Here is a 25,007-nt window from a genome sequence, read left to right on the forward strand (position 1 = left end):
TTTAGCCGGGACTGGCACAACCGTTGCCCTATCTCTTGCGGGGACAGCGGCTCGCCCCGGGGTGCAGCGAAAGCTGCATCAGTCCAAACCAAGGAGACATGGAGACAATAATGGAAGTCCAACAATCGCAAGTACAGGTGATGGGCATCGATGCCGGCGGCACGATGACCGATACCTTCTTCGTTCGGGCCGACGGACGCTTCGTCGTCGGCAAGGCGCAGAGCAACCCGGCCGACGAATCGCTGGCCATCTTCAACTCGTCGGAGGACGCCCTCGCCCACTGGAACCGTACGGTGGACGACGTCTATCCGGAACTGGCGACCTGCGTCTATTCCGGCACCGCGATGCTCAACCGCATCCTGATGCGCAAGGGCCTCGACGTGGGCCTGATCTGCAACAAGGGCTTCGAGCAGATCCATTCCATGGGCCGCGCGCTGCAGAGCTACCTGGGCTACGCGCTGGAAGACCGCATCCACCTCAACACCCACCGCTACGACGAACCGCTGGTGCCCGTCTCCCGCACCCGCGGCGTCACCGAGCGCACCGACGTGCAGGGCAAGGTGGTCATCCCGCTGCGCGAGGAGGAAGTCCGCCAGGCCACCCGCGAACTGGTCGCCGCCGGCTCCAAGGCCATCGTGATCTGCCTGCTGCAGTCCCACAAGAACGAATCCAGCGAAACCCGCGCCCGCGACATCGTGCGCGCCGAGCTGGCCAAGCTGAAGGTGGACATCCCGGTCTTCGCGTCGGTGGATTACTACCCGTCCCGCAAGGAAAGCCACCGGATGAACACCACCATCCTGGAGGCCTACGGCGCCGAACCGTCGCGCCAGACCCTCAAGAAGGTCAGCGACCGCTTCAAGAAGCACGGCGCCAAGTTCGACCTGCGCGTGATGGCCACCCACGGCGGCACGATCAGCTGGAAAGCCAAGGAACTGGCCCGCACCATCGTCTCCGGCCCGATCGGCGGCGTCATCGGCTCCAAGCTGCTCGGCGAATACCTCGGCGACGAGAACATCGCCTGCTCCGACATCGGCGGCACCAGCTTCGATGTGGCGCTGATCACCAAGGGCAGCTTCGCCATCAAGTCCGACCCGGACATGGCCCGTCTGGTGCTGTCCCTGCCGCTGGTGGCGATGGATTCGGTGGGTGCCGGCGCCGGCAGCTTCGTGCGCCTCGACCCGTACAGCAAGTCGATCAAGCTCGGCCCGGACAGCGCCGGCTACCGGGTTGGCACGTGCTGGCCGGAGAGCGGCCTGGATACGGTGTCGGTGTCCGACTGCCACGTGGTGCTCGGCTACCTCAACCCGGACAACTTCCTGGGCGGTGCGATCAAGCTCGATGTGCAGCGCGCCCGCGACCACATCAAGGCGCAGATCGCCGACCCGCTCGGCCTGTCGGTCGAGGATGCGGCGGCCGGCGTCATCGAGCTGCTCGATCTGACCCTGTCCGAGTACCTGCGCGCCAACATCAGCGCCAAGGGCTACAACCCAGCCGAGTTCACCTGCTTCTCCTACGGCGGCGCCGGCCCGGTACACACCTACGGCTACACCGAGGGCGTGGGCTTCAAGGACGTGGTGGTACCGGCCTGGGCGGCGGGCTTCTCGGCCTTCGGCTGCGCCTGCGCGGATTTCGAGTACCGCTACGACAAGTCGGTGGACCTCGGCGTCGCCCAACTCGCCGACGACGACACCAAGGCGGCCGCGTGCCGGACGCTGCAGGACGCCTGGTCCGAACTGGCGCTGAAGGTCATCGACGAGTTCGTGCTCAATGGCTACAAGGCCGAGGACGTGCTGCTGATCCCCGGCTACAAGATGCAGTACATGGGCCAGCTCAACGATCTCGAAATCGTCTCGCCGGTAACCAGCGCGGCCAGCGCCGAAGACTGGAACCAGATCGTCGATGCCTTCGAGAACACCTACGGCCGCGTGTATGCCAGTTCGGCGCGCTCGCCGGAACTGGGCTTCTCGATCACCGGCGCCATTTTGCGCGGCACCGTGCTGACCCAGAAGCCGGTGCTGCCGGAAGACGAGGACGCCGGCCCGACGCCGCCGCAGAGCGCCTACCTGGGCACCCGCCCGTTCTACCGCCACAAGCGCTGGGTCGATGCCGCGCTGTGGAAGATGGAAAGCCTGAAGGCCGGCAACCACATCGTGGGGCCCGCGATCATCGAATCCGACGCCACCACCTTCGTCGTGCCGGACGGCTTCGCGACCACGATCGACAAGCACCGCCTGTTCCATCTGAAGGAAGTTCGCTAAGCCCAAACGACATTGAGGAGACATCGTCATGAACATGATGAACAAGAATGAACTCGGCTTCGCCGACCTGCTGAAGAACGGCCAGACCCTGAAGCAGTTCCGCGACGGCATCATCGAACGCACCAAGGCCAGCGGCTACTACAACGGTATCGAGAAGCTGGCCTTCCGCGACAGCGACCCGATCGGCTATGAAAAACTGTTCTCCAAGCTGCGCGGCGGCCTGGTGCATGCCCGTGAGACGGCCAAGAAGATCGCCGCCAGCCCCATCGTCGAGCAGGAAGGCGAGCTGTGCTTCACGCTCTACAACGCCGCCGGCGACTGCGTGCTCACCTCCACCGGCATCATCATCCACGTCGGCACCATGGGCGCGGCGATCAAGTACATGATCGAGAACAACTGGGAGGGCAACCCCGGCATCAACCCCGGCGACATGTTCACCACCAACGACTGCGCCATCGGCAACGTGCACCCCTGCGACATCGCCACCATCGTGCCGATCTTCTGGGAAGGCAAGCTGATCGGCTGGGTCGGCGGCGTGACCCACGTGATCGACACCGGTTCGGTGACGCCGGGCTCGATGTCCACCGGCCAGACCCAGCGCTTCGGTGACGGCTACATGATCACCTGCCGCAAGACCGGCATCAACGACGAGCCGCTGCGCGACTGGCTGCACGAATCCCAGCGCTCGGTGCGCACGCCCAAGTACTGGATCCTCGACGAGAAGACCCGTATCGCCGGCTGCCACATGATCCGCGAACTGGTGGAGGACGTGATCCGCGCCGACGGCATCGAGGCCTACGAGAAGTTCGCCTTCGAGGTCATCGAGGAAGGCCGCCGCGGCCTGATGAGCCGCATCAAGGCCATGACCCTGCCCGGCAAGTACCGCAAGGTGTCCTTCGTCGATGTGCCCTACAAGCATGAAGACGTGCAGGTCTCCAACGCCTTCGCCAAGCTCGACTCCATCATGCACTCGCCGTGCGAGATGACGATCAAGCCGGACGGCAAGTGGCGCCTCGACTTCGAAGGCGCGAGCCGCTGGGGCTGGCATACCTTCAATGCCCACCAGGTGGCCTTCACCTCCGGCATCTGGGTGATGATGTGCCAGACCCTGGTGCCGACCCAGCGCATCAACGACGGCGCCTACTTCGCCACCGAGTTCCGCCTGCCCAAGGGCACCTGGTGCAACCCGGACGACCGCCGCACCGGCCACGCCTACGCCTGGCACTTCCTGGTGTCCGGCTGGGCTGCCCTGTGGCGCGGTCTCAGCCAGTCCTACTTCAGCCGCGGCTATCTTGAAGAGGTCAACGCCGGCAACGCCAACACCTCCAACTGGCTGCAGGGTGGTGGCATCAACCAGGACGGCGAGATCCACGCGGTGAACAGCTTCGAGGCCAGCTCCTGCGGCACCGGCGCCTGCGCGGTGAAGGACGGCCTCAACCACGCCGCCGCCATCTGGAATCCGGAAGGCGACATGGGCGACATCGAGATCTGGGAGATGGCCGAGCCGCTGCTCTACCTCGGTCGCAACGTCAAGGCCAACTCCGGCGGCTACGGCAAGTACCGCGGCGGCTGCGGCTTCGAAACGCTGCGCATGGTGTGGAACGCGCAGGACTGGACGATGTTCTTCATGGGCAACGGCTTCATGAACAGCGACTGGGGCCTGATGGGGGGCTATCCGTCGGCCACCGGCTACCGTTTCGAAGCCCACAAGACCGGGCTGGAAAACCGCATCGCCATCGGCGACAGCCTGCCCTTGGGCGGCGACCTGGATCCGTCCAACCCGGACTACGAACGCCACCTGGACGCCACCGCCACGGTCAAACGCGACAAGCAGTGCATCACCACCGAGGACTGCTACGCCAACCACGACCTCTATCTCAACTACCTGCGTGGCGGCCCCGGCTTCGGCGACCCCATCGACCGCGAGCCGAAGGCCATCGAGGCGGACCTCAACCAGAAGTTCCTGCTGCCCGAGTACGCCGAGAAGGTCTACGGCGCCGTGCTCACCCAGGATGCCAAGGGCGTGTTCACGGTGGATGCCGCACTGACCCAGCAACGTCGCGCCGAGATCCGCAAGGAACGCCTGGCCCGCGCGCTGCCGACCCGTGAATGGATGAAGGAGGAGCGCGAACGCATCATCAACAAGCACGCCTCCATCCAGGTCCAGCACATGTTCGCCACCAGCTTCGCGCTGTCCGAGAAGTTCACCCAGCAGTTCAAGGACTTCTGGAGCCTGCCGGGCGACTGGCTGGTGCGCGAGGAAGAGCTGGGCGTGCCGTCCTACGGCGCCAAGCACCGCATGGACCTGTCCCTGCTGCCCGACGTGACCACCGTCGTCCAGGTCGAAGAGTAATCACCGAAACAAGGAGCCCGAACATGTCCACCTACACCAATGAGCAGGTCGCCCACCTTGTCGAAGGTACGCTCGACTGGGAAACCACCTTCCGCATGCTGTCCATGCCCAAGGACCACAGCCGCTTCGAGCAATACCTGGCGGCCCTGCAGGCGAAGGTCAGCTTTCCCGACCGCATCGTGCTGCCCCTCGGCCCGCACCTCTACATCGTGCAGTCCGCCAAGACCAAGGAGTGGGTCACCCAGTGCGACTGCGGCCACGTCTTTGGCGACTACCGCGAGAACTGGAAGCTGAACGCCAGCATCTACGTGCGCGACACTGAAGAAGCGATGACCGAGGTCTATCCCAAGCTGATGGCACCGGACACCCAGTGGCAGGTCTATCGCGAGTACTACTGCCCGACCTGCGGCACCATGCACGACGTGGAGGCGCCGACCCCGTGGTACCCGGTGATCCACGACTTCGAGCCCGACATCGAAGCCTTCTACAAGGACTGGCTGGGCCTGCCGGTGCCCGAGCGCGCATAACTCCGGTTGCAAGCGCTTTGCGGGGCTCGGTCCTGGTGGCCGGCCCCGCTTTTTTCCGTCCCCCACCGTTGGGGCGAATTCATTCGCCCATCGCACGTCCATGAAGCTCCGCGGGCGAATGAATTCGCCCCAACGGGTGTGAACGTCCGAAAACGAGTCGGCCGCCGTTCGATACGTCCGATTGTCGGACGCCGGACGCAGGGCGATGGAATCCGTCCCACCGGCGCCCCTTGCACCGCATGGCCTGCACGCCAGCAGGGCAAGTGGCACTTCATTTGCTAATCTCCAGGATGGCAGTCCGATCGGCGGACTGCCAACTCAAGATCGGAGGCTCGCGACACCCGCAGATCAACCACTACCGTCCCGCCATGCGCAGAATCCAAACACACCGGCCGCATCCCTTGGATAGCGGTCCGCCACGGCGGGTACGTATCCAAAGGAGCAAGACGTGAATGCAGCGCAACACGGAGGGACAAGTGTTCTCCAATCCGTATAACGACTCTGCCGTAATGGCCGCCTGGGAATCCTTCCTGAACGGCGACGCCGCCCGCAACGACACCCTGCGGACCTTGGTGGACCGCTCCTGGCGACGCTGCCAGGAGGCCCGGGTGGACCCGGTCCGCCGCTACGCACCCGACCCGCTCCCCGAACACACCTTGTATGCCCTGCGGGAGAGCAACAGCGAACTGCTGGAGGCCAGCGCCCCGGTGATGGCCTATGCCCGGGATTTCCTGGCCGAAACCGGCACGATGATGCTGCTCGCCGACACCCAATGCACCATCCTCACGATGGAAGGCGACACCCCCACGGTGGACACGGCCGAATCCATCCGCCTGATTCCCGGCGTCACCTGGAGCGAGCGCCTGTGCGGCACCAACGCCATCGGTACGGCCCTGGCGGTCGGCCAACCAGTGCAGATCCACTCGGCGGAGCACTTCTGCGCCGGTATCAAGCGGTGGACCTGTTCGGCGGCGGTGATCCGCCATCCCCAGAGCGGCGAGATCGTCGGCGTGATCGACGTCTCCGGGCTCTCCGAGACCTATAGCCGCCAGAGCCTGGCCCTGGCCGTCACCACCGCCAGCCGTATCGAAAGCCGGCTCGCCGCACGGGAGATGGAACTGCGCTGCCGCCTCCTCGAAGGGGCGATGGGGCGCTGGGGCTCCAGCGCCGCCGACGGCCTGATCCTCTTCGACCGGCGCGGCGTACCGGTAAAGGTCAATGAACACGCAGCCTCGGCGATTGCCACCCGCGGCGGCGACCTGGACGTAACCACGTCCCGCATTCCCGAAATGGCCCTCGCCGAGGATGGCCCCATCGGCCCCCTGCCCGAGTGGATGAACAACGACTGGCTGGTGCCGGTGAGCTGCAACGGGCTGCGCCTCGGCACCCTGCTGATCATGCCGCTCAGCCGCGGCAACCGCTCGATCCATACGCTACGGCCGGCGGCTGACGTCCCGCGGGCGGAGCAGCCCGCCAAGGTGCGCAATTTCGCGTCGCTGGTCAGCCGCAACCCGGCCCTGCTGTCGGCCATCGACAAGGCCCGCCAGTTGGCCCGCTCGAAGGTACCGGTGCTGCTGCTCGGCGAAACCGGGGTCGGCAAGGAGGAATTCGCCCGCGGCATCCACGATGCCAGCCAGGGCGCCAGCGGCACCTATGTGGCCCTCAACTGTGGCGGACTGTCGCGGGAGCTGCTGGCCAGCGAGCTGTTCGGCTACGCGGAAGGCGCCTTCACCGGTGCCCGCAAGGGCGGCATGATGGGCAAGATCGAGTCCGCCGACGGCGGCACGCTGTTCCTCGACGAAATCGGTGAAATGCCCATCGATCTGCAACCGCACCTGCTGCGGGTGCTGGAAGAAGGTGAGATCCACCGCCTCGGCGAAAACACCCCCCGCAAGGTCAACTTCCGCCTCGTCGCCGCCACCCACCGCAACCTGCGCGAGGAAGTGGCCGCCGGCCGCTTCCGCATGGACCTGTATTACCGCATCGCCGTCACCACGCTCAACCTGCCCCCGCTGCGCGAGCGCCGGGAGGACATTCCCTTGCTGGTGGATCTCTTCCTGGCCCGTTTCGCCACCCAGCACGGTCTGCCCGAACGCCGGCTCGGCACTGGCATCCTGGAGCGCCTGCAGGCTTATGCCTGGCCGGGCAATGTGCGGGAGCTGCGCAACGCGGTGGAAAGCATGGTGCTGATGAGCGACGGTCCGGAGATCGGCGCCGACGTACTGCCGGGCGAGCTGTCGGAAATAGAGGTGCCGCCGCCAGCAGTAACGGGAAGCGCACTGGTCTGCAGCATTGCCGACGGCGAACTGGAACTGATCCGGCGGGCCATCGCCGCCACCGGCGGCAACCTCACCTGGGCCGCGCGCCAGCTCAACATCGCCAAGAGCACCCTGTATCTCAAGCTCAAACGCTACGGACTGGAGGTGGATCGGGAGCGCGCCCGCACCAGCGCCTGACGACAGGCTTGCAGCCGGGGGCGGATTGTGTAAAAAGCAGCCCGCCCCGCCGCGCGGCGGACTAAAATCCGGCCGATGTTCGACTTGCCCCATTCCAGGTCCTCGCGCGCCCTCCAGCTGGCGATCGCGACATCCTTGCTCGTGCATGGCCTACTGCTGCTGGTCAAGCTGGCCCCGCCAGAAGGGGAGCACGCCAGCCCGCGTCTGGAAGCCCGCCTCGCCCCGCCGCCCGCACCCCGCGCGGATGTGAAGCCGCGCCCAAAGGAGCCGGTCAAGGTCGCTGAGGCGCCACCACGCAAGCCGCAACCCACGCAGAAGCCAAAACCCAAAGCCGCCGAGAGCCGCACGCGCATCCTTACCGCACGCAAGCCCGACGCGCCCGCCGTCCGGAGTGCCGAGCCGACGCCGACCTGGAGCGTGGCGCAGAAGGAGGAGATGGACAACTTCCTCAACGATCTGGCCCGCGACGCGAAGAAGCCGCCTCCCCCACCGCCAACCCTCGCCGAGCGCTCCATGGCGATGGCTCGCGAGATCGGCCGCGAGCAGATGCGTGAATCCCGCGGGCGCAGTGCCAGCAGCCAGGAAGACCTGGTCGAGCGCATCCCCAACAGCCCACCGGTGGATCCCTTCAGCCTGGAGTTCTACATGGATGCGCTGGTCAAGAAGCTCAACCGCAGCGCGTCCTTCGTGAAGAACGACCCGCGTACCCGCGGCATCCGCAACGCCTCCGTCGAGGTCCGCCTGAACCCGGACGGTTCCCTGAAGAGCTTCAAGATCGTCAATGCCGGCGACCAGCAGGACGAGATCGCCTTCGTGAAATCGGTCGTCGAACGGGCGGTGCCCTTCTCCGCATTTCCGCCGGACATCGTCAAGTCCGCCAAGTCCCTGGCCCTGATGATCTGCATCCAGCCGCCCAGCCTTGGCGGCGGCAGTTTTGGTTTCACGCGCCGCGGCGACGGCAGCGGCTGCTGAGCGGCACCCGACGTCGCGCAAGCTGCCATGGCCTACGACATCATCGGCGACATCCACGGCCAGGCCGACAAGCTCGAAGCCCTGCTGCTGCACATGGGCTACCGCCTCTGCGACGGCGCCTGGCGCCATCCCTCGCGCACCGCAGTCTTCGTCGGCGACTTCATCGACCGCGGCCCGCAGCAGCTACGCACCGTCCGCCTGGCCCGCGGTATGGTGGAAAGTGGTACGGCGCTGGCGGTGATGGGCAACCACGAGCTCAACGCCATCGCCTGGCACACGCCAGACTCCGCACATCCCGGCGAATACCTGCGCCGCCATTACAGCGCCCGCTGGGGGCACAAGAACCGCATCCAGCACCAGCGTTTCCTGGACGAAGTGGAACACGACCCGGCGCTTCACACCGAGCTCATCGCGTGGTTCCGTACCCTGCCCCTGTGGCTGGCACTGCCGGGCATCCGTGTCGTGCACGCCTGCTGGCACCAGGGGTTGATGGACTGGCTGAGCGCAACGGGCTGCGTCGAGAACGGCCGCCTGTTGCCGACAGCCTTTCCTGACGCCACCCGCGAGCCCGACGACGACTCCGTGACGGACACCCCCGAACCCAGCTTGTTCCGCGCCGCCGAGATCCTCACCAAGGGGCTGGAGATCGCGCTACCGGACGGCGTCTCCTACCAGGACAAGGATGGCATCGCGCGCCACCGGGTGCGCATCCGCTGGTGGGACCGGGACGCCACCACCTGCCGGCGCGCCGCCCTCGTTCATGAGAAGCTGCGCAGCCAGCTGCCGGATTTACAGCTCCCCGCTTACGCCCACATTGAGGACGATGACCCACGACCGGTGTTCTTCGGCCATTACTGGATGACCGGGCAGCCCCACGTGCTCACACCGCATGCCGCCTGCGTCGATTACTCGGCCGGCAACGGCGGGCCGCTGGTGGCCTATCGCTGGGACGGCGAGGCCCAGCTGAGCGACGCCCATTTCTGCCAGGTTTCCTGAGCCCACCTCCACAATGGCATACGCGCCCGTTCAACTTCGGCGTGGAGTGGGCTAGATTGGGAACCTCAGCCTCTCCCGAGTGCCCGTGCCATGTCTTGCCTCCTCGCCCTCGACCAGGGCACCAGCAGCAGCCGTGCCATCGTTTTCGACATCCACGGCGCCGCCCTCGGCAGCGCCCAGCTGGAGTTCCGCCAGAGCTATCCGCAGCCCGGCTGGGTCGAACATGACCCGCTGGAGATCTGGCAAACCCAGCTCGACTGCGCACGCCAGGCCCTGAGCAAGGCCGGGCTGACGGGCGCCGACGTGGCCGCCATCGGCATCGCCAACCAGCGCGAGACCACTGTGCTGTGGGAACGGGCCGGCGGCCAGCCCCTGGCGCACGCCATCGTCTGGCAGGACCGCCGTACCGTGCATGCCTGCGAAGCCCTGCGCACAGCCGGCCACGCCGCCCTGATCCGCGCCAGGACCGGCCTGGAGGTGGATGCCTACTTCTCGGCCACCAAGCTGGCCTGGCTGCTCGATCACGTGCCGGACGCCCGGCGCCGCGCCGCTGCCGGCGAACTAGCCTTCGGCACCATCGACAGCTGGCTGGTGTGGCAGCTCACCGGAGGCCGGCTGCACGTCACCGATCCGGGCAATGCGTCGCGCACGATGCTGTTCGACATCCACCGCCAGTGCTGGGACGACGAGTTGCTGACCCTGTTCGACATTCCCGCGGCGCTGTTGCCCGAGATCGTTGAAACCAGCGGCGTGCTGGGCACGACCGATCCCGCCCTCTTCGGCAGTGCGATTCCCATCGGCGGCCTGGCCGGCGACCAGCAGGCCGCCACCTTCGGTCAGGCCTGCCTGCAGCCCGGCTCGGCGAAAAACACCTATGGCACCGGCTGCTTCCTGATGCTCAACACGGGCGCCCAACCCGTCGAATCCCACCAGCGCCTACTCACCACCGTCGGCTGGCGAATCGGCGGACACGCCACCTACATGCTGGAGGGCAGCGTTTTCATCGGTGGCGCGGTGGTGCAGTGGCTGCGCGACGGGCTGGGGCTGATCCAGCGCGCAGCCGACATAGAAGCCCTCGCCGCTTCGGTGCCGGACACCGGCGGCGTGGTGCTGGTGCCGGCCTTCGCCGGCCTCGGAGCGCCCTACTGGGACGGCTACGCCCGCGGCACCCTGCTCGGCCTGACCCGCGGCAGCGGCAAGGCCCACATCGCCCGCGCTGCGCTGGAGGCCATCGCACTGCAGACCGTCGACCTGGTGGACGCCATGAACCGCGACGGTGCCGACCCTCTGACCGAGTTGCGGGTGGACGGCGGTGCGGCGCGCAACGACCTGCTGATGCAGATCCAGGCCGACCTGCTCGGCGTACCGGTGATCCGTCCCCGACAGACCGAAACGACAGCCCTCGGCGCGGCCTATCTCGCCGGTCTGGCGGTGGGCCTGTGGCGCGGCCCTGAAGAACTGTCCGCCCACTGGCGGGCGGAGCGGATCTTCGAGCCGCTATGCAGCGAGGACGAGCGCAGCGCACGCCTTGCCGAGTGGCACCGGGCCGTCGAGCGTGCCCGCGGGTGGGCCGTAGCATGAGGCGCGCGGATCTGCTCGACCGCCTGCGCCAGACGCCGCGCTGGGACGTGCTGGTCATCGGCGGCGGCGCCACCGGCCTCGGCTGCGCGGTGGATGCCGCATCGCGCGGCTATTCGACCCTGCTGCTGGAGGCCCACGATTTCGCCAAGGGCACCAGTTCGCGGTCCACCAAGCTGGTGCACGGCGGCGTCCGCTACCTCGCCCAAGGGCGTATCGGGCTCGTCCATGAAGCCCTGGCCGAACGGGCGCTCCTGCTCGCCAACGCGCCGCATCTGGTGCATCCGCAACGCTTCGTCGTGCCGCTCTACCGGCAGTGGGACCGCCTTCAGCTCGGTGTCGGCCTGGCCGCCTACGACTGGCTGGCCGGCGCCCACAGTCTTGGCGCCAGTCGCCCACTGTCGGTGGAAGAAACCCGCCGCGCGCTGCCCGGCGTGCGTGAAGACGGGCTGGTCGGCGGCATCGCCTACATGGACGCCCGCTTCGACGACGCCCGGCTGGCGATCACGCTGATGCGCACGGTGCTCGATTTGGGCGGCCTGGCGCTCAATCGGCTGCCGCTCACGGGGCTGCGCCATGAGGGCGGGCACGTCGTCGGTGTCGACGCGCAGGATGCGGAAAGTGGCGAGGCGTTCGCGCTGTCGGCGCGGGTCGTCATCAATGCGGCTGGAGTGTGGGCCGACGCCATCCGGCGCCTTGACGACCCGACGAGCACGGCCCAGTTGAATCCCAGCCAAGGCGTACACATCGTGCTGGACCGGGACTTCCTGCCCGGCGATGCGGCGCTGCTGGTGCCCCGCACCGACGACGGCCGCGTGCTGTTCATCATCCCCTGGCAGGGCAAACTGCTGCTCGGCACCACCGACACGCCACGACCGGACATTCCGCTGGAGCCTCGGCCGCTGGACGGCGAGGTGGACTTCATCCTCGCCACGGCGGCCCGCTATCTGCGCCGCAAGCCGCACAGGAGCGACATCCGCAGCCAGTTCGCCGGCCTGCGCCCACTGATCGGCGGCAGCGGCAACACGTCGAGCCTGTCGCGGGAGCACGTGATCCAGGTCTCACCGAGCGGTCTGGTGTCGGTGGCCGGCGGCAAATGGACTACCTACCGGTGCATGGGCGAAGAGACCATCGACCGGGCCGCGGCCGTCGCTTGCCTGCCGGCCCGCCCCTGCCGGACCCGCAGCCTGGTTCTGCACGGCAGTCCGGCGTCGCCGTCCGAGGATGTCTTCGGCACCGATCGTCCCAAGGTGGACACCCTGCCCGGTGCTGGCCGCCAGTTGCACCCTGCCCTGTCCCTGAGCGAAGCCGAGGTCCGCTTCGCCGCCCGCGAGGAGCAAGCCCGCAACGTCGAAGACGTGCTGGCCCGCCGCCATCGGGCGCTGTTCGTGGATGCCACAGCGGCCATCGAAGCCGCGCCGGCGGTCGCCGCGATCCTTGCCGAGGAACTGGGCTGGGACGCGGAATGCACCCGTGAAATGACGGAAGCCTTCCACGGGCTGGCAGAAGGCTTCCACTGAAGGCCGGGCCTGAGCGGACTCAGGCCGCGTCGATCACGCCGTGGTTTCGGCGATGCGTTTGGCGATGTGCTCCAGCGCCTCTTCCACCTGGTCGATGAGGATCAGGCACAGGTCACCGGACTCGAGCTTCTTCAACGCGAAGTCGATGGCCACGAACTCGCCACGGATCTCGCTGACCTCCTTCGTCCGCGGAGCGCCCACCAGGCCTTCCTGCAGCAGCGCCAGCACCTCGCCGTCAGCACGGCCGCGCTGGCAGTCGTCCTGGTACAGCACCACTTCGTCGAAGACCTTGCCGAGGATGCGGGTCTGCTCGCGAATGTCCTCGTCGCGGCGGTCGCCGGCACCGCTGATGACCACCGAGCGGCGCTTGGCCGGCATGCTCTCGACGGCCTGCACCAGCGCCAGGATCGCATCCGGATTGTGGCCGTAGTCGGCGATCAGCGTGGCGCCCTTGTAGTCGAACACATTGAAGCGGCCCGGCGCGGTGGCGGCGTCGTTCACGAAGCTGGCGGCACCGGCGATGATGGTCTCCGGCGGAATGCCCAACGCCCAGGTAGCGGCGATGGCGGCCATCGCGTTCTCGACCTGGAAGGAGATCGCGCCGTTGCGGGTGATCGGGATGCCGGCCAGCGGCACACGGAACTCCTCGCTGCCCTGGGCAGCAACGATTGCGTCGTCGCCCACGAAGACCACGCGGTGGCCCTGCACGCGATGGGTGACCAGCACGTGGTTGTACTGGTCGGCGGCGAAGAACAGCACCGAGCCCGGGCAGGCACTGGCCATCTTGACGACCATCGGATCGGCGGCGTTGAGCACCGCGGTACCGCTGGACTTCACGTTCTGCACGATCACCCGCTTCACCACCGCCAGGTCTTCGACGGTGCTGATGTAAGACAGACCAAGGTGGTCGCCCATGCCGATGTTGGTAACCACCGCCACGTCGCAGCGGTCGAAGGCCAGGCCTTCGCGCAGCACACCGCCACGAGCGGTCTCGAACACCGCGGCGTCCACGTCCGGGTGCAGCAGGATGTTGCGGGCGCTGCGCGGGCCGCTGCAGTCGCCCGTATCGATGCGGCGCTTGCCCACATAGACGCCGTCGGAGTTGGTCATGCCGACGCAGTTGCCGGCCACGCCGAGGATGTGGGCCGACAGGCGCACGGTGGTCGTCTTGCCGTTGGTGCCGGCCACCGCAATGACCGGAATGCGGCCGTCTTCGCCGGGCTTGAACATGTTGGCGACGATGGCCTCACCGACCGGGCGGCCCTTGCCGTAGGACGGCTGCAGGTGCATGCGCAGGCCGGGCGCCGCGTTGGCTTCGACGATGCCGCCGCTCTGGGCTTCCAGCGGTTCCAGCACGCTCTCGCAGACCACGTCCACGCCGCAGATGTCGAGACCGATGTTCTTGGCCGCGGCAATCGCCCGCTCGGCGACTTCCGGATGCACGTCGTCCGTCACGTCGGTGGCGGTGCCGCCGGTGGACAGGTTGGCGTTGTTGCGCAGGATCACCCGCTTGCCCTTCGGAGGCACGGACTCGGCCTCATAGCCCTGCTTGGCAAGAGTGGCAAGGGCGATCTCGTCGAAGCGGATCTTGGTCAGCGAGGTGGCGTGGCCGACGCCGCGGCGCGGGTCGCTGTTCACATGGTCCACCAGCTCGCGGATGGTGCGCTGGCCGTCGCCGATGACCAGCGGCGGCTCGCGGCGGGCGGCGGCGATCAACTTGTCGCCCACAACCAGCAGGCGGTAGTCGTGGCCCGGCAGGTAGCGTTCCACCAGCACGTCGTCGCTGATCTCCTCGGCGACGCGGAAGGCGTTCATCACCTCTTCCTTGGTACGCAGCTTGACCGCCACGCCCTTGCCCTGGTTGCCGTCGCGGGGCTTCACGACAACGAGGCCGCCGAGCTCCTTGGCAGCCTGCCAGGCGTCTTCCGCGCTGGTCACCGAGCGGCCCAGCGGCACCGGTACGCCGGCGGCGCGCAGCAAATTCTTGGTGAGTTCCTTGTCCTGGGCGATGGCTTCGGCCACCGCACTGGTCAGGTCGGTCTCGGCAGCCTGGATGCGTCGCTGCTGGCTACCCCAGCCAAACTGCACGAGGCTGCCTTCGGTGAGGCGGCGATAGGGAATGCCGCGGGCGGCGGCGGCCTGCACGATAGAACCGGTAGAAGGCCCGAGGCGCACGTCCTCATCCAGCTCGCGCAGGCGGGCCAGCGCGCCGGCCAGATCGAAGGGGCCATCGATTTCGGCGGCGCGGCACAGTTCGGTGGCCAGATCGAAGGCCAGGCGGCCGACCTTTTCTTCGGTGTATTCCACCACCACCTGGAAGACGCCCTTCTCGATGGTCTTGGCGGTGCGGCTGAAGGTCACCGGGCAACCGGCGCAGGCTTGCAGGCCGAGGGCAGCGAGTTCCAAGGCCTGGGCCACGGAGCTGGCGCCCATGTGGCCGTCGGCCTCGAGAAAGCCCATTTCGGGGAACAGGTTGCGCAATCGCGTCTCGTAGCCCGGCAGGGAGTCGATGTCGCACTCCGCTTCGGTGCAGGTCACGATGGCTTCGATCGCGGTGTGCCGGCTCCACAGATTGGGGCCGCGCAGAGCCCGGATGCGTGAGACTTCCATGGATAACAGTCCTTGTCGTTTTTCTCTGGGGCCGCCAGCGTCGGGCGGCCCTTCATCGTTGTTCGGTGGCGGCTTCAGTCGTTGCGCAGCGGCGCCTTCGGATCGTAGGGCTTGACGCCAGCACGGATCATCGCCGGCGATACGCCCAGCGCCCAGGCTGCGGCCACCGCGGCCAGCAGGTTGGACAGCACGCCCGGCGCATCGCCGCCGTCGGCCAGCAGCTTGATCTTGGCCAGGCGGGCCACCGGATCTTCCTGCTCGCCGGTGGCCAGCACGATGGCGCCGTCCTTCACGAAGACCGTGCGACGGCCTTCGTTGCGGGCCTGTACGACAGCCTCGGCGTTGGGATCGACGGCGTAGAAGATCACCTCGCCGTCGGACAGGGAGGCCATCTCGACGACCGCCGGGTCCTCGGCATTGAGCACCGCGGCACCGCTGGACAGCACCAGATCCACCTGGGTGCGGAAGACGTTCCAGACCTTTTCCGGGGAGTCGATGTAGAACTCACCATAATGGAGTTCCGGGTCGATGTTGGTGACCACGCCCACGGAGCAGCGGTCGTACACGGTGCCGTCGGCGAGGATGCTGCGGCAGCCGTTCTCGAACACCGCGGTCTCGACGGAGCGGTTCATCAGCACGCGCTCGGCGGCGTCCCAGTTGGAGCCTTCGGCGGTTTCCACCTGGCGGCCGTCGAGGAACACGCCCTCGGAGCAAGCCAGGCCGGTGTACTGCCCGGACAGGCGGGACAGGTGGGCGATCAGGCGAGCCACCGGCGTCTTGCCACGGCTGCCGGTGACGCCGACGATGGGAATACGCGCGTCCGCGTCCTTCTCGAACAGATGATCGACGATCGCCTCGCCCACCGGACGCGGCTGGCCGACTCCCGGCTTGATGTGCATCAGCAGGCCGGGGCCGGCGTTCACTTCGACGATGGCGCCCTGCTGCTCGCTCAAGGGCTTGGAGATGTCTTCGCAGACCAGGTCCACGCCGGCGATGTCGAGGCCGACGATGCGCGCCGCCAGACAGGCCAGCTCGGCGGTGTCCGGATGCACTTCGTCGGTCACGTCGAAGGCCATGTTGCTGGTGCGGACGATCATCACCTCCTGGCCTTCCGGCGGCACCGAGGCGCCGGTATAGCCCTGGCGCGCCACTTCCATCTGCGCGGCCGGGTAGTTTTCCAGCTTGATCAGGTACAGCGGGAACTCGTGCTCGACGCCGCGGCGCGGGTCGGAGTTGATCTGGGTCTCGATCAGTTCGTCGATGGTGTGCGTGCCGTCGCCGATCACCGACACCATGTCGCCCTTGTTGGCGGCGACCATCTTGCCGCCAACCACCAGCAGGCGGTGCTCGGCGCCCTTCACGAAGCGCTCGACCATCACCTCGGAGCCTTCCGCCGCCGACAGCGGGAACACGTCCGCCACTTCCTGCGGGGTGCGGATGTTGGTGAATACGCCGCGGGCGTGATTGCCGTCGCTGGGCTTCACCACCACCGGGAAGCCAATGTCCTCGGCGGCCTCGATGGCGTCCTCGACGCTGGTCACGATGCGGCCTTCCGGCACCGGCACGCCGCAGGACTCCAGCAGCGTCTTGGTGAGGTCCTTCTCGCGGGAGATGCTCTCGGCAATGGCCGGCGTACGATCGGTCTCGGCGGTCCAGATACGGCGCTGACGGGCACCGTAACCGAGTTGCACGAGGTTGCCCTCGGGCAGCAGGCGGATGTAGGGAATGCGGCGTTGCTTGTCGGCGGCAGCCTCGACGATGCAGCGGGTGCTCGGGCCGAGCATGTGCTTGTCGACGAGGTCACGCAGGCGCACGACGGCGGCGTCCACATCGTAGGAGCGGCCTTCGATGGCGGCCATCAGCAAGTCGTGGCCCATGTTGAGGGCGGCCATCGACACATCTTTCTGCCAGGCGCGGATCACCACCTTGTAGACGCCGCGCAGCGAGGTTTCGCGCGCCTTGCCGAAGCCACCGGTCATGCCGGCGAGGTTCTGCAGTTCGAGCGTGACGTGTTCGAGGATGTGTCCCGGCCAGGTCCCGTCCCGCAGGCGCTTGAGGAAGCCGCCGCGCTCACCGATGCTGCAACGGTGCTCGATGAGGGTCGGCAGCATTGCCGTCAGCCGCTCGTAGAAGCCGGGGATGACGTTGGACGGACAGTCTTCCAGGTCGTGGATGTCGACCCATGCTTCGAGGACTGAGCGATAGGTCCAGATGTTCGGTCCCCGCAGATGGAGCACATTGAGGAATTCGATCGTTTTATTGGTCATGGACGAGACACTTCGGAAGTAACGGGCCTGGTTTACGGCGCTCGGCAACGGAAACGCGATCTCCCTTTAACGCGGACGAGGCCGCCAGGATTACCTGAGAGAAAAATAATCGGGTTGACGATGCTTCTGGCCACCCGCCGGGTATACGCGCATGTAACGAGTCAGTAAACTTCGGGCGCAATTTTGCCCTACGCTGGCCCTTTTCTGGGGCCTAATCGCGTCTCCGAGATGAATTCCGAGTCCACTTCCCTTACCGCCGCCTATTCCGACTACCTCGGTCCGGCCGTGCCCGACAGCTGGCGCCCCCTCCTCGACAAGGCCCTGCAGGCCGGCGAAAAGGTTCTGGCCAGCCTCAACCTCGATCTCGATGCCACCCTGCAATTCCGCGACGGCCTGGTAGCCCTGACCGACCGCCGCCTGCTGGCCTGGGACCTGCAGGCCAAGGTCTGGCAGGTATGGACCTTCCGCAACGGCATGGCCCTGCGCCACCGCGACCACGCCGGCGTGGCCAGCCTCGACCTGGTGGACGGCGACGGCAAGCTGGCCGGCTGGCGCTTCACGCTGGCCCAGGACCCGGCCGCCCGCAATCTGGCCGACCGTTTCCATGCCCAACTCGAATGCGTGCTGGCCGGCCGTGAGCCGACGCCGCCCGAACCGCTCACCTGTCCGACCTGCGACGCACCGCTGCCACCGGGCACCGACGAGTGCCCGACCTGCGCCCGCGAGATCCACACGCCGCCGTCCACCTGGACCCTGTTCCGTCTGTGGCGCTTCGCCAGGCCCTACAAGAGCCAGCTGCTGGCCGGCTTCATCCTGACCCTGATCTCGACCGCCGCCACGCTGGTGCCCCCCTACCTCACCATGCCGCTGATGGACGAGGTGCTGATCCCCTTCCAGAACGGCCAGCCCATCGACACCCACCGCGTGATGATGATGCTGGGCGGACTGCTGGTCGCTGCACTGTTCGCCTGGGGCCTTGGCTGGGCCAAGACCTACATCCTGGCCTTGGTCAGCGAGCGCATCGGCGCCGACCTGCGCACCACCACCTATGAGCACCTGCAGGGCCTGTCGCTGGAATACTTCGGCGGCAAGCGCACCGGCGACCTGATGTCGCGCATCGGCTCGGAGACCGACCGGATCTGCCTGTTCCTGTCGATGAACCTGCTCGATTTCGCCACCGACGTACTGATGATCACCATGACGGCGATCATCCTGGTGTCGATCAATCCGTGGCTGGCGCTGGTCACCCTGGTGCCGCTGCCCTTCATCGCCTGGCTGATCCACACCGTGCGCGACAAGCTGCGCTACGGCTTCGAGCAGGTGGACCGGGTGTGGTCCGAAGTCACCAGCGTGCTCGCCGACACCATTCCGGGCATCCGCGTGGTGAAGGCCTTTGCGCAGGAGAAACGCGAGGTCGCCCGTTTCCGCGAAGCCAACGCCCGCAACCTGGCAGTAAACGACCGGGTGAACAAAGTGTGGTCGGTGTTCTCGCCCACCGTCACGCTGATGACCGAGATCGGGCTTCTGATCGTGTGGGGCTTCGGCATCTGGCTGGTGTCCGGGAAGTCCGTCACCGTCGGTACGCTGGCCGCTTTCCTGGCCTACATCTCGCGTTTCTACACCCGGCTGGACTCCATGAGCCGGATCGTCTCGGTAACGCAGAAAGCCGCTGCCGGCGCCAAGCGCATCTTCGACATCCTCGACCACGTTTCCAGCGTGCCCGATCCGGTCAATCCGCAACACCTGCCCAAGGTGACCGGCGCCATCGAGGTCAAGCGGGTCGGCTTCCGCTACGGCAACCGCACCATCCTGCGCGGCGTGGACCTCAACATCGCGCCGGGCGAGATGATCGGCCTGGTCGGCCACTCGGGTTCCGGCAAGAGCACGCTGGTCAACCTGATCTGCCGCTTCTACGACGTGACCGACGGCGCCATCCGCATCGAAGGCATGGACATCCGCTCCGTGCCGGTGTCCGAGTACCGCCGCAATATCGGCCTGGTGCTGCAGGAGCCCTTCCTGTTCTTCGGCACCATCGCCGAGAACATCGCCTACGGCAAGCCCGATGCGACCCGCGAGGAGATCATCGCTGCTGCCCGCGCCGCCCACGCCCACGACTTCATCCTGCGCCTCCCGCAGGGCTACGACTCGCTGGTCGGCGAGCGCGGACAGGCCCTGTCCGGCGGCGAGCGCCAGCGCATCTCCATCGCCCGCGCGCTGCTGATCGACCCGCGCATCCTGATCCTCGACGAAGCCACCTCGGCGGTGGATACCGAAACGGAAATGGAAATCCAGGCCGCGCTGGAAAACCTCATCCGCGGCCGCACCACCATCGCCATCGCCCACCGCCTGTCCACGCTGCGCAAGGCCGACCGCCTGGTGGTGCTGGACCGCGGCCAGATCGTCGAGATCGGCAACCACGACACGCTGATGGAAAAACAGGGCGCCTACTTCCGCCTCTACGAAGCCCAGACCCGCAAGCTGGACGACGACGCGCTGGGCGGCAACGGCGACAAACCCCGCGTGCCCTTCCACCGCGCCCACACCCCTGCCTGAAGACCACGCCATGCCTACGCAAAACATCCAGCTGGAACGCAATGCCTTCGGCCAGCTCGTCTTCATCGACGCCACCGGCCAGGCCCAGCTGATCACCCCGGTCCGCGCCTTCCCGATCGCCGCCCCGGCCGAGAGCATCGGCCTCATCAACGGCGACGGTGAGGAAGTCGCGTGGATCGACCGCCTCACCGATCTGCCCGACGCGCCGCGCAAGCTGCTCGAGGACGAAATGGCCAGCCGCGAGTTCATGCCGGTGATCCAGCGCATCCACAGCGTGTCCAGCTTCGCTACCCCCAGCACCTGGGAGATCGAGACCGACCGCGGCCCGACCAGCCTGGTGCTGAAGGGCGAGGAAGACATCCGCCGCCTCACCCCGCCGGCCCTGCTGATCGCCGACAGCCGCGGCATCCACTTTCTGATCCGCGACCGCTACGGGCTGGATGCCCACAGCAAGCGGCTACTGGACCGCTTCCTGTAATCCGTTCCATCCGGCGCAGGCTGGCTCATGCGCCGGGCTGCGCCAGCCAGTATCAATCGGAGGCCGACCGGCGTCCGACCCCGTCAGTCGCCGCCCCCTCCTCCGCAGCTGCTGCAAGCACTGCCCCCATCTCCACCCGAACCACCATCGGCGGTGCCGTCGCCATGTCCATGGCCACCGCCATGTCCAGAGCCGCAATCTCCGATTCCATCCGCCGCGCAGGAGCCGCCGCAACCGATGTCGCTGGCGCAATAGGCCGGAACGCCCTGCGCGTTCTCCACGCCGGAACAATCCAGCACATAGTGGAAGCCATCCGGAATCTGCAGCAGCGCATCCAGCGCGAAGAGCACCGGTAACCGGTCCGGCTTGTTGGGGTCGATGCCTTCGAGACGGCAGGCATGCAACCAGGTGCGTCGCAGGCCTTGCTGGGCGGAGACCGGCGTCACCATGTGCTCGGCCGGCGTGTGATCGAGGAAGCGCCCCAAGGCGCGGGCGCAGAACTGCCGGTAACCCCGTGTAAAAAGAATGAACTCGTGCCAGGCCACATCCACAGCCTGGCTGGGCATGGACACCATCCGGCCGTTTGCAGCCCCCGCCACACGAAAGAAACTGCGCAGCTCACGGATGACCATCTCTGCCTGCGCAGAACTCAGGTGAGGGTAAGTCGTTCGCAGCTTGCGACCGAGACTGGCAGGGAACTGGAAGGTGGCCAGGAAACGTTCGCGTGCCCGCACACGCCACGCCCACCACACGCCCCCCGGCACGACGAGCAATACGCCGGCAAACAGCGCCTTGGGTAACCAATGACGCCACTCATTGCCCGCGCCGACCACCAGCCCAAGCACAAGCAACAGCACAACCACTGCCATCCCACCACGCCCGTTCGCCTTCACCGTGCCCATCGCTGCATGTCTCCACTACGTCCTGGGCAGATTCTATCGGTGATGCATCGCCTTTTCATGCCATAGCGGTAATCGGCATCACCGTTCCTTAACAAAACCGCAGCCGGCCCGTAACCCGCGCTTCTTAGTCTTGCCTTGAAGACCCCATTTCGAGCCATTCCAACCTAATCCGGGTCGTTCGCCCCTCCAGGAGAGTCCATGAAGAACTTTTTGCGCGCCCTTGAAATCCAGCGGTGGGACGATCATCGCTTCTACCACCACAGCCGCATGAACCAGACCCTGCACTTCATCAGCGCAGTGAGCTTTCTGGTGGCCTATTCGCTGCTGTTCGTCGATCCGGTGAAGGCGGCGCTGATCGGCTGGCTGATCTCCATGGTCACGCGCCAGTCCGGCCACTTCTTCTTCGAGCCCCTCGGCTACGACGAAGAGAACCAAGTCACCAACGATTACAAGGAAGCCGTGAAGGTCGGCTACAACCTCAAGCGCAAGGTCGTGCTGCTGTCGATCTGGGCCTTCATCCCGGTCGCCCTGTGGCTCAATCCGACGATGTTCGGCCTGTTCGAGGCCCACACCGGCGTCGGCGAATTCATCGACCACCTGGGCCTGATGTGGCTGGGCCTCGGCGTCAGCGGCCTGCTGTTCCGCACGGTCCATCTGTTCTTCCTGAAGGACGTGCAGACCGGCCTGGTATGGCTGACCAAGATCCTCACCGACCCGTACCACGACATCAAGCTGTACCACAAAGCACCGCTTTACCTGCTGCGCGACCTGCGCGCCCGCCAGGCAGCCTGATCCTTTAGCGCCGCTCCAGCCCCACGGGCGGAGCGGCGTTTTCACGTCTACTTCCCGAGGAAGCGATGGCTCAGCATCTCCTTAAGGATGCGCCGGCGGATGCCCTTGTTGGTCACGCTGCCGTCATTCCACCACCAGCCGTCCGCCTCCATCTGGCGCGCGGCGGCGACGAAGCGTTCGGCGACCGCCTCGAAGTCCGTATCGGTGTAGTTGAGGCTGAAGATGAAGCGCCCCGTCCCGACCCAGCTGAGGGCCAGGCCCTCGGCCCGCAGGTAGTACTGCAGCATCCAGTTGTAGCGGCTCGGGCGGGTGTAGAAGACGGTCCAAATCGACGACACGTTGGCCACCTGCAGCGGCAGCCCCTCGGCCTTGAGGCGCAGGTTGAGGCGCTCGGCGCGGGCATTCCAGGTGTCGTCGAGGCCAGCGTACAAGGCCTGCACCTCGGGCGTCTCGATGCGCTCCAGGAACTCGGCCATCGCGCCCATCACGTAGGGATGGGAGTTGAAGGTGCCGCGGGCGAAGCAGATGTCCGCCGGGCGGTCGTCGCGAAAGCGCTTCATCAGTTCGCGCAGGCCACACACCACACCGATCGGCATGCCGCCGCCGAGGGTCTTGCCGTAGGTCACCATGTCGGCCTGCACGCCGAAGTATTCCTGCGCGCCGCCCGGCGCCAGCCGGAAGCCGACGAAGACCTCATCGAAGATCAGCACGATGCCGCGCTCGGTGCACACCTGGCGCAGCTGCTTCAACCACGCCGTGTAGGCCGCCCGGTCGAAGCCCGCCTTGCGGGAGCTGTCCACCAGCGACGAATCCCCCGGCGCCGCGCCGTTGGGGTGCAGGGCCTGCAGCGGGTTGATCAGCACGCAGGCGATGTCCTTGCGCCGGCGCAGCACGCGCAGCGCGTCATCGTGCATGTCCTTCAGGGTGTAGGTCTGGTTGGCCGCCACCGGGTTGCCGACCCCCGGCTGCACATCGCCCCACCAGCCGTGGTAGGCACCGCAGAAGCGCACCAGATGGGTCCGGCCGGTGTGGTAGCGGGCAAGCCGCACGGCCTGCATCACCGCCTCGGTGCCGGACATGTGGAAGGACACTTCATCGAGCCCGGAGATCGCCTTCAGGCGCTGCACGTTGTAGGCGAGCAGCGGATGGTAGGCGCCGAGCACCGGGCCGAGGGCCTCCACGCGCGCCGCGCCGCGGGCCATGCAGTCCTTGTAGAAGTCGTAGCCGAACACATTGACGCCGTAGGAGCCGGTCAGGTCGTAGAAGACGTTGCCGTCCAGATCGGTGACCGTCACGCCACTCGACGCCTTCACGAAGGAACCGCCCTTGAGGTGCTGGCGCACCAGCCGGCTGTACTGGAAGGGCACCCGGTAGGCGCCGGTGAATTGCATGTCCGACACGCCTTCCTGGGTCTCCGCGCTCATCGCCGCGCTGGCCGCAAAGCGCGTGCGGTACAGCTCGGCGAGGCGGAAGAAGGCTTCCTTGCGCTTGGCCGCGACCTCCGCCGGCGCATCGTCGCTGCGGAAGAACGCCGCCTCGTCGTATTCGTAGAAAGGCAGCAGCTTCGCCACCCGGCGCGACATCTTGGCGTGCCCCGCCAGCGACGGGTGCTTGCCCTTCGACAGCTCCAGCCGGCGCTTCGCCTTCATCACCAGGCCCGGCAGCGCCAGCGCCCCGAGTCCGGCCAATACCAATGCATCTTCCACGTAGTGCACTCCGCAACTGAAAGATGAACGATTTAACCGACCCCAGTTACAGAACCATGAAAAGTCCCCGCCTGCTTGCCCGCCTCACCGACCAGGAAGACCTCAACTTCCTGCTCACCAACCGCCTGCCGCGTGCGCTGCTGACCCGTTTCGTCGGCTGGTTCAGCAAGATCGAACATCCCCTCGTTGCGCGCCTGTCCATCGCCATATGGAAAGCCTTCGCCGACCTGGATCTGTCGGAAGCGAAGAAGCAGGAATTCCGCAGCATGCACGACTGCTTCACGCGGGAGCTGAAGGATGGCGCGCGCACCATCGATGGCGACCCGATGGTGCTCAGCAGCCCCTGCGACGCCATCGTCGGCGCCTGCGGCACGCTCGACGGCGTCACCGCCCTGCAAGCCAAGGGCGCACCCTACCCGCTCATCGACCTGCTCGGCGACCCGGCGCTGGTGGATACCTACCGGGACGGCCGCTACGTGACGCTGCGCCTCAAATCGAGCATGTACCACCGCTTCCATTCCCCGGCCGACCTGGACGTGGAGCACGTCACCTACATCTCCGGCGACGTGTGGAACGTCAATCCGCCGGCCCTCAAGCGGGTCGAGCGCCTGTACTGCAAGAACGAGCGGGCGGTGATCCGCACCCGTCTCTCCGACGGCGCCCCGCTGATCCTGGTGCCGGTGGCGGCGATCCTCGTCGCCAGCATCCGCCTGCACTGGCTGGACGTACTGCTGCACCTCCGCTACCGGGGCCCCAACCAGATCCCGGGCACCGCCCGCTTCGGCAAAGGTCAGGAGATGGGCTGGTTCCAGCACGGCTCGACGATCATCGTCTTTGCGCCGAAGGGCTTCAGCCTGTGCGCCGGCATCGGCGAAGGCAGCCCGATCCGCATGGGCGAGCCGCTGCTGCGCCGGCCGGACGCCGCTTGAGCGTGTAGAGCACAAATTCGACACAAACAACTATTTGATAACGGAAATCAGCCTATTCGATAGATTGCGTTTTCAAAATAGTTGGCGTCTTCCACACTTGATCTACATCA

The 25,007-nt window shown here is 66.6% G+C and carries 16 protein-coding genes; 12 read left to right on the plus strand and 4 right to left on the minus strand.

Annotation, left to right across the window (positions count from 1 at the left end):
- Nucleotides 1–110 precede the first annotated feature (110 nt).
- The 8 genes from B4920_RS06565 to B4920_RS06600 all read left to right on the plus strand — a co-directional run bounded on the left by B4920_RS06565 (nt 111) and on the right by B4920_RS06600 (nt 12,660).
- The gene (locus B4920_RS06565; protein WP_079433821.1) at nt 111–2,258 is read left to right on the plus strand and encodes a hydantoinase/oxoprolinase family protein; all 2,148 of its coding nucleotides are present in this window, start codon (nt 111–113) and stop codon (nt 2,256–2,258) included.
- Between the two features lie 28 nt (nt 2,259–2,286).
- Nucleotides 2,287–4,611, plus strand: a complete 2,325-nt coding sequence (locus B4920_RS06570) for a hydantoinase B/oxoprolinase family protein (protein WP_079433822.1) — start codon at nt 2,287–2,289, stop codon at nt 4,609–4,611.
- 23 nt (nt 4,612–4,634) lie between these two features.
- Nucleotides 4,635–5,138: an acetone carboxylase subunit gamma gene (locus B4920_RS06575; RefSeq protein WP_079433823.1), complete on the plus strand. Its 504-nt coding sequence runs from the start codon at nt 4,635–4,637 to the stop codon at nt 5,136–5,138.
- A gap of 452 nt (nt 5,139–5,590) precedes the next feature.
- On the plus strand, nt 5,591–7,594 hold the full coding sequence (locus B4920_RS06580) for a sigma-54-dependent Fis family transcriptional regulator (protein ID WP_079433824.1): 2,004 nt from the start codon (nt 5,591–5,593) through the stop codon (nt 7,592–7,594).
- 75 nt (nt 7,595–7,669) lie between these two features.
- On the plus strand, nt 7,670–8,566 hold the full coding sequence (locus B4920_RS06585) for a hypothetical protein (protein ID WP_254050852.1): 897 nt from the start codon (nt 7,670–7,672) through the stop codon (nt 8,564–8,566).
- 27 nt (nt 8,567–8,593) lie between these two features.
- On the plus strand, nt 8,594–9,562 hold the full coding sequence (locus B4920_RS06590) for a metallophosphoesterase (RefSeq protein ID WP_079433826.1): 969 nt from the start codon (nt 8,594–8,596) through the stop codon (nt 9,560–9,562).
- Nucleotides 9,563–9,652: 90 nt separating this feature from the next.
- Entirely contained in the window at nt 9,653–11,143 is a 1,491-nt protein-coding gene (glpK, locus tag B4920_RS06595) for a glycerol kinase GlpK (protein WP_079433827.1), read from the plus strand.
- Complete coding sequence (locus B4920_RS06600; RefSeq protein WP_088179400.1) at nt 11,140–12,660, plus strand: glycerol-3-phosphate dehydrogenase/oxidase; 1,521 nt, start codon at nt 11,140–11,142, stop codon at nt 12,658–12,660. Before glpK ends, B4920_RS06600 begins: the two co-directional genes overlap by 4 nt.
- A 33-nt stretch (nt 12,661–12,693) precedes the next feature.
- On the opposite strand, the gene cphA (B4920_RS06605) is transcribed toward B4920_RS06600, so the two are convergent.
- Both cphA (B4920_RS06605) and cphA (B4920_RS06610) read right to left on the minus strand, forming a co-directional pair.
- Nucleotides 12,694–15,270 carry a cyanophycin synthetase gene (gene cphA / locus B4920_RS06605; protein WP_079433829.1) on the minus strand — a complete coding sequence of 859 codons (2,577 nt, stop codon included), beginning with the start codon at nt 15,268–15,270 and terminating at the stop codon, nt 12,694–12,696.
- 74 nt (nt 15,271–15,344) lie between these two features.
- On the minus strand, nt 15,345–17,537 hold the full coding sequence (gene cphA, locus B4920_RS06610; protein WP_079433830.1) for a cyanophycin synthetase: 2,193 nt from the start codon (nt 17,535–17,537) through the stop codon (nt 15,345–15,347).
- Nucleotides 17,538–17,765: 228 nt separating this feature from the next.
- Between cphA (B4920_RS06610) and B4920_RS06615 the strand changes: the two genes are divergently transcribed.
- Both B4920_RS06615 and B4920_RS06620 read left to right on the plus strand, forming a co-directional pair.
- The gene (locus B4920_RS06615) at nt 17,766–20,090 is read left to right on the plus strand and encodes an ABC transporter ATP-binding protein (RefSeq protein ID WP_079433831.1); all 2,325 of its coding nucleotides are present in this window, start codon (nt 17,766–17,768) and stop codon (nt 20,088–20,090) included.
- Between the two features lie 10 nt (nt 20,091–20,100).
- Entirely contained in the window at nt 20,101–20,568 is a 468-nt protein-coding gene (locus B4920_RS06620) for a DUF1854 domain-containing protein (RefSeq protein ID WP_079433832.1), read from the plus strand.
- Nucleotides 20,569–20,651: 83 nt separating this feature from the next.
- Here the strand turns inward: B4920_RS06620 and B4920_RS06625 are convergent, their stop codons facing one another.
- Nucleotides 20,652–21,470, minus strand: coding sequence for a hypothetical protein (locus B4920_RS06625; RefSeq protein WP_216819769.1), 819 nt, complete (start codon nt 21,468–21,470; stop codon nt 20,652–20,654).
- 198 nt (nt 21,471–21,668) lie between these two features.
- Between B4920_RS06625 and B4920_RS06630 the strand changes: the two genes are divergently transcribed.
- Nucleotides 21,669–22,262 carry a hypothetical protein gene (locus tag B4920_RS06630; protein ID WP_079433833.1) on the plus strand — a complete coding sequence of 198 codons (594 nt, stop codon included), beginning with the start codon at nt 21,669–21,671 and terminating at the stop codon, nt 22,260–22,262.
- A gap of 47 nt (nt 22,263–22,309) precedes the next feature.
- On the opposite strand, the gene B4920_RS06635 is transcribed toward B4920_RS06630, so the two are convergent.
- On the minus strand, nt 22,310–23,968 hold the full coding sequence (locus B4920_RS06635) for an aminotransferase class III-fold pyridoxal phosphate-dependent enzyme (RefSeq protein WP_079433834.1): 1,659 nt from the start codon (nt 23,966–23,968) through the stop codon (nt 22,310–22,312).
- 56 nt (nt 23,969–24,024) lie between these two features.
- On the opposite strand from B4920_RS06635, the gene asd reads away from it, so the two are divergent.
- Nucleotides 24,025–24,897 carry an archaetidylserine decarboxylase gene (asd, locus tag B4920_RS06640; RefSeq protein WP_079433835.1) on the plus strand — a complete coding sequence of 291 codons (873 nt, stop codon included), beginning with the start codon at nt 24,025–24,027 and terminating at the stop codon, nt 24,895–24,897.
- Nucleotides 24,898–25,007 lie beyond the last annotated feature (110 nt).

This window comes from Zoogloea sp. LCSB751, assembly GCF_002028455.1.
Lineage (GTDB): Bacteria > Pseudomonadota > Gammaproteobacteria > Burkholderiales > Rhodocyclaceae > Zoogloea.

Coding starts and splice junctions, on each gene's coding strand:
- B4920_RS06565 (WP_079433821.1), top strand. CDS start 111: ATGGAAGTCCAACAATCGCAAGTACAGGTGATGGGCATCGATGCCGGC.
- B4920_RS06570 (WP_079433822.1), top strand. CDS start 2,287: ATGAACATGATGAACAAGAATGAACTCGGCTTCGCCGACCTGCTGAAG.
- B4920_RS06575 (WP_079433823.1), top strand. CDS start 4,635: ATGTCCACCTACACCAATGAGCAGGTCGCCCACCTTGTCGAAGGTACG.
- B4920_RS06580 (WP_079433824.1), top strand. CDS start 5,591: ATGCAGCGCAACACGGAGGGACAAGTGTTCTCCAATCCGTATAACGAC.
- B4920_RS06585 (WP_254050852.1), top strand. CDS start 7,670: ATGTTCGACTTGCCCCATTCCAGGTCCTCGCGCGCCCTCCAGCTGGCG.
- B4920_RS06590 (WP_079433826.1), top strand. CDS start 8,594: ATGGCCTACGACATCATCGGCGACATCCACGGCCAGGCCGACAAGCTC.
- glpK (WP_079433827.1), top strand. CDS start 9,653: ATGTCTTGCCTCCTCGCCCTCGACCAGGGCACCAGCAGCAGCCGTGCC.
- B4920_RS06600 (WP_088179400.1), top strand. CDS start 11,140: ATGAGGCGCGCGGATCTGCTCGACCGCCTGCGCCAGACGCCGCGCTGG.
- cphA (WP_079433829.1), bottom strand. CDS start 15,270: ATGGAAGTCTCACGCATCCGGGCTCTGCGCGGCCCCAATCTGTGGAGC.
- cphA (WP_079433830.1), bottom strand. CDS start 17,537: ATGACCAATAAAACGATCGAATTCCTCAATGTGCTCCATCTGCGGGGA.
- B4920_RS06615 (WP_079433831.1), top strand. CDS start 17,766: ATGAATTCCGAGTCCACTTCCCTTACCGCCGCCTATTCCGACTACCTC.
- B4920_RS06620 (WP_079433832.1), top strand. CDS start 20,101: ATGCCTACGCAAAACATCCAGCTGGAACGCAATGCCTTCGGCCAGCTC.
- B4920_RS06625 (WP_216819769.1), bottom strand. CDS start 21,470: ATGGGCACGGTGAAGGCGAACGGGCGTGGTGGGATGGCAGTGGTTGTG.
- B4920_RS06630 (WP_079433833.1), top strand. CDS start 21,669: ATGAAGAACTTTTTGCGCGCCCTTGAAATCCAGCGGTGGGACGATCAT.
- asd (WP_079433835.1), top strand. CDS start 24,025: ATGAAAAGTCCCCGCCTGCTTGCCCGCCTCACCGACCAGGAAGACCTC.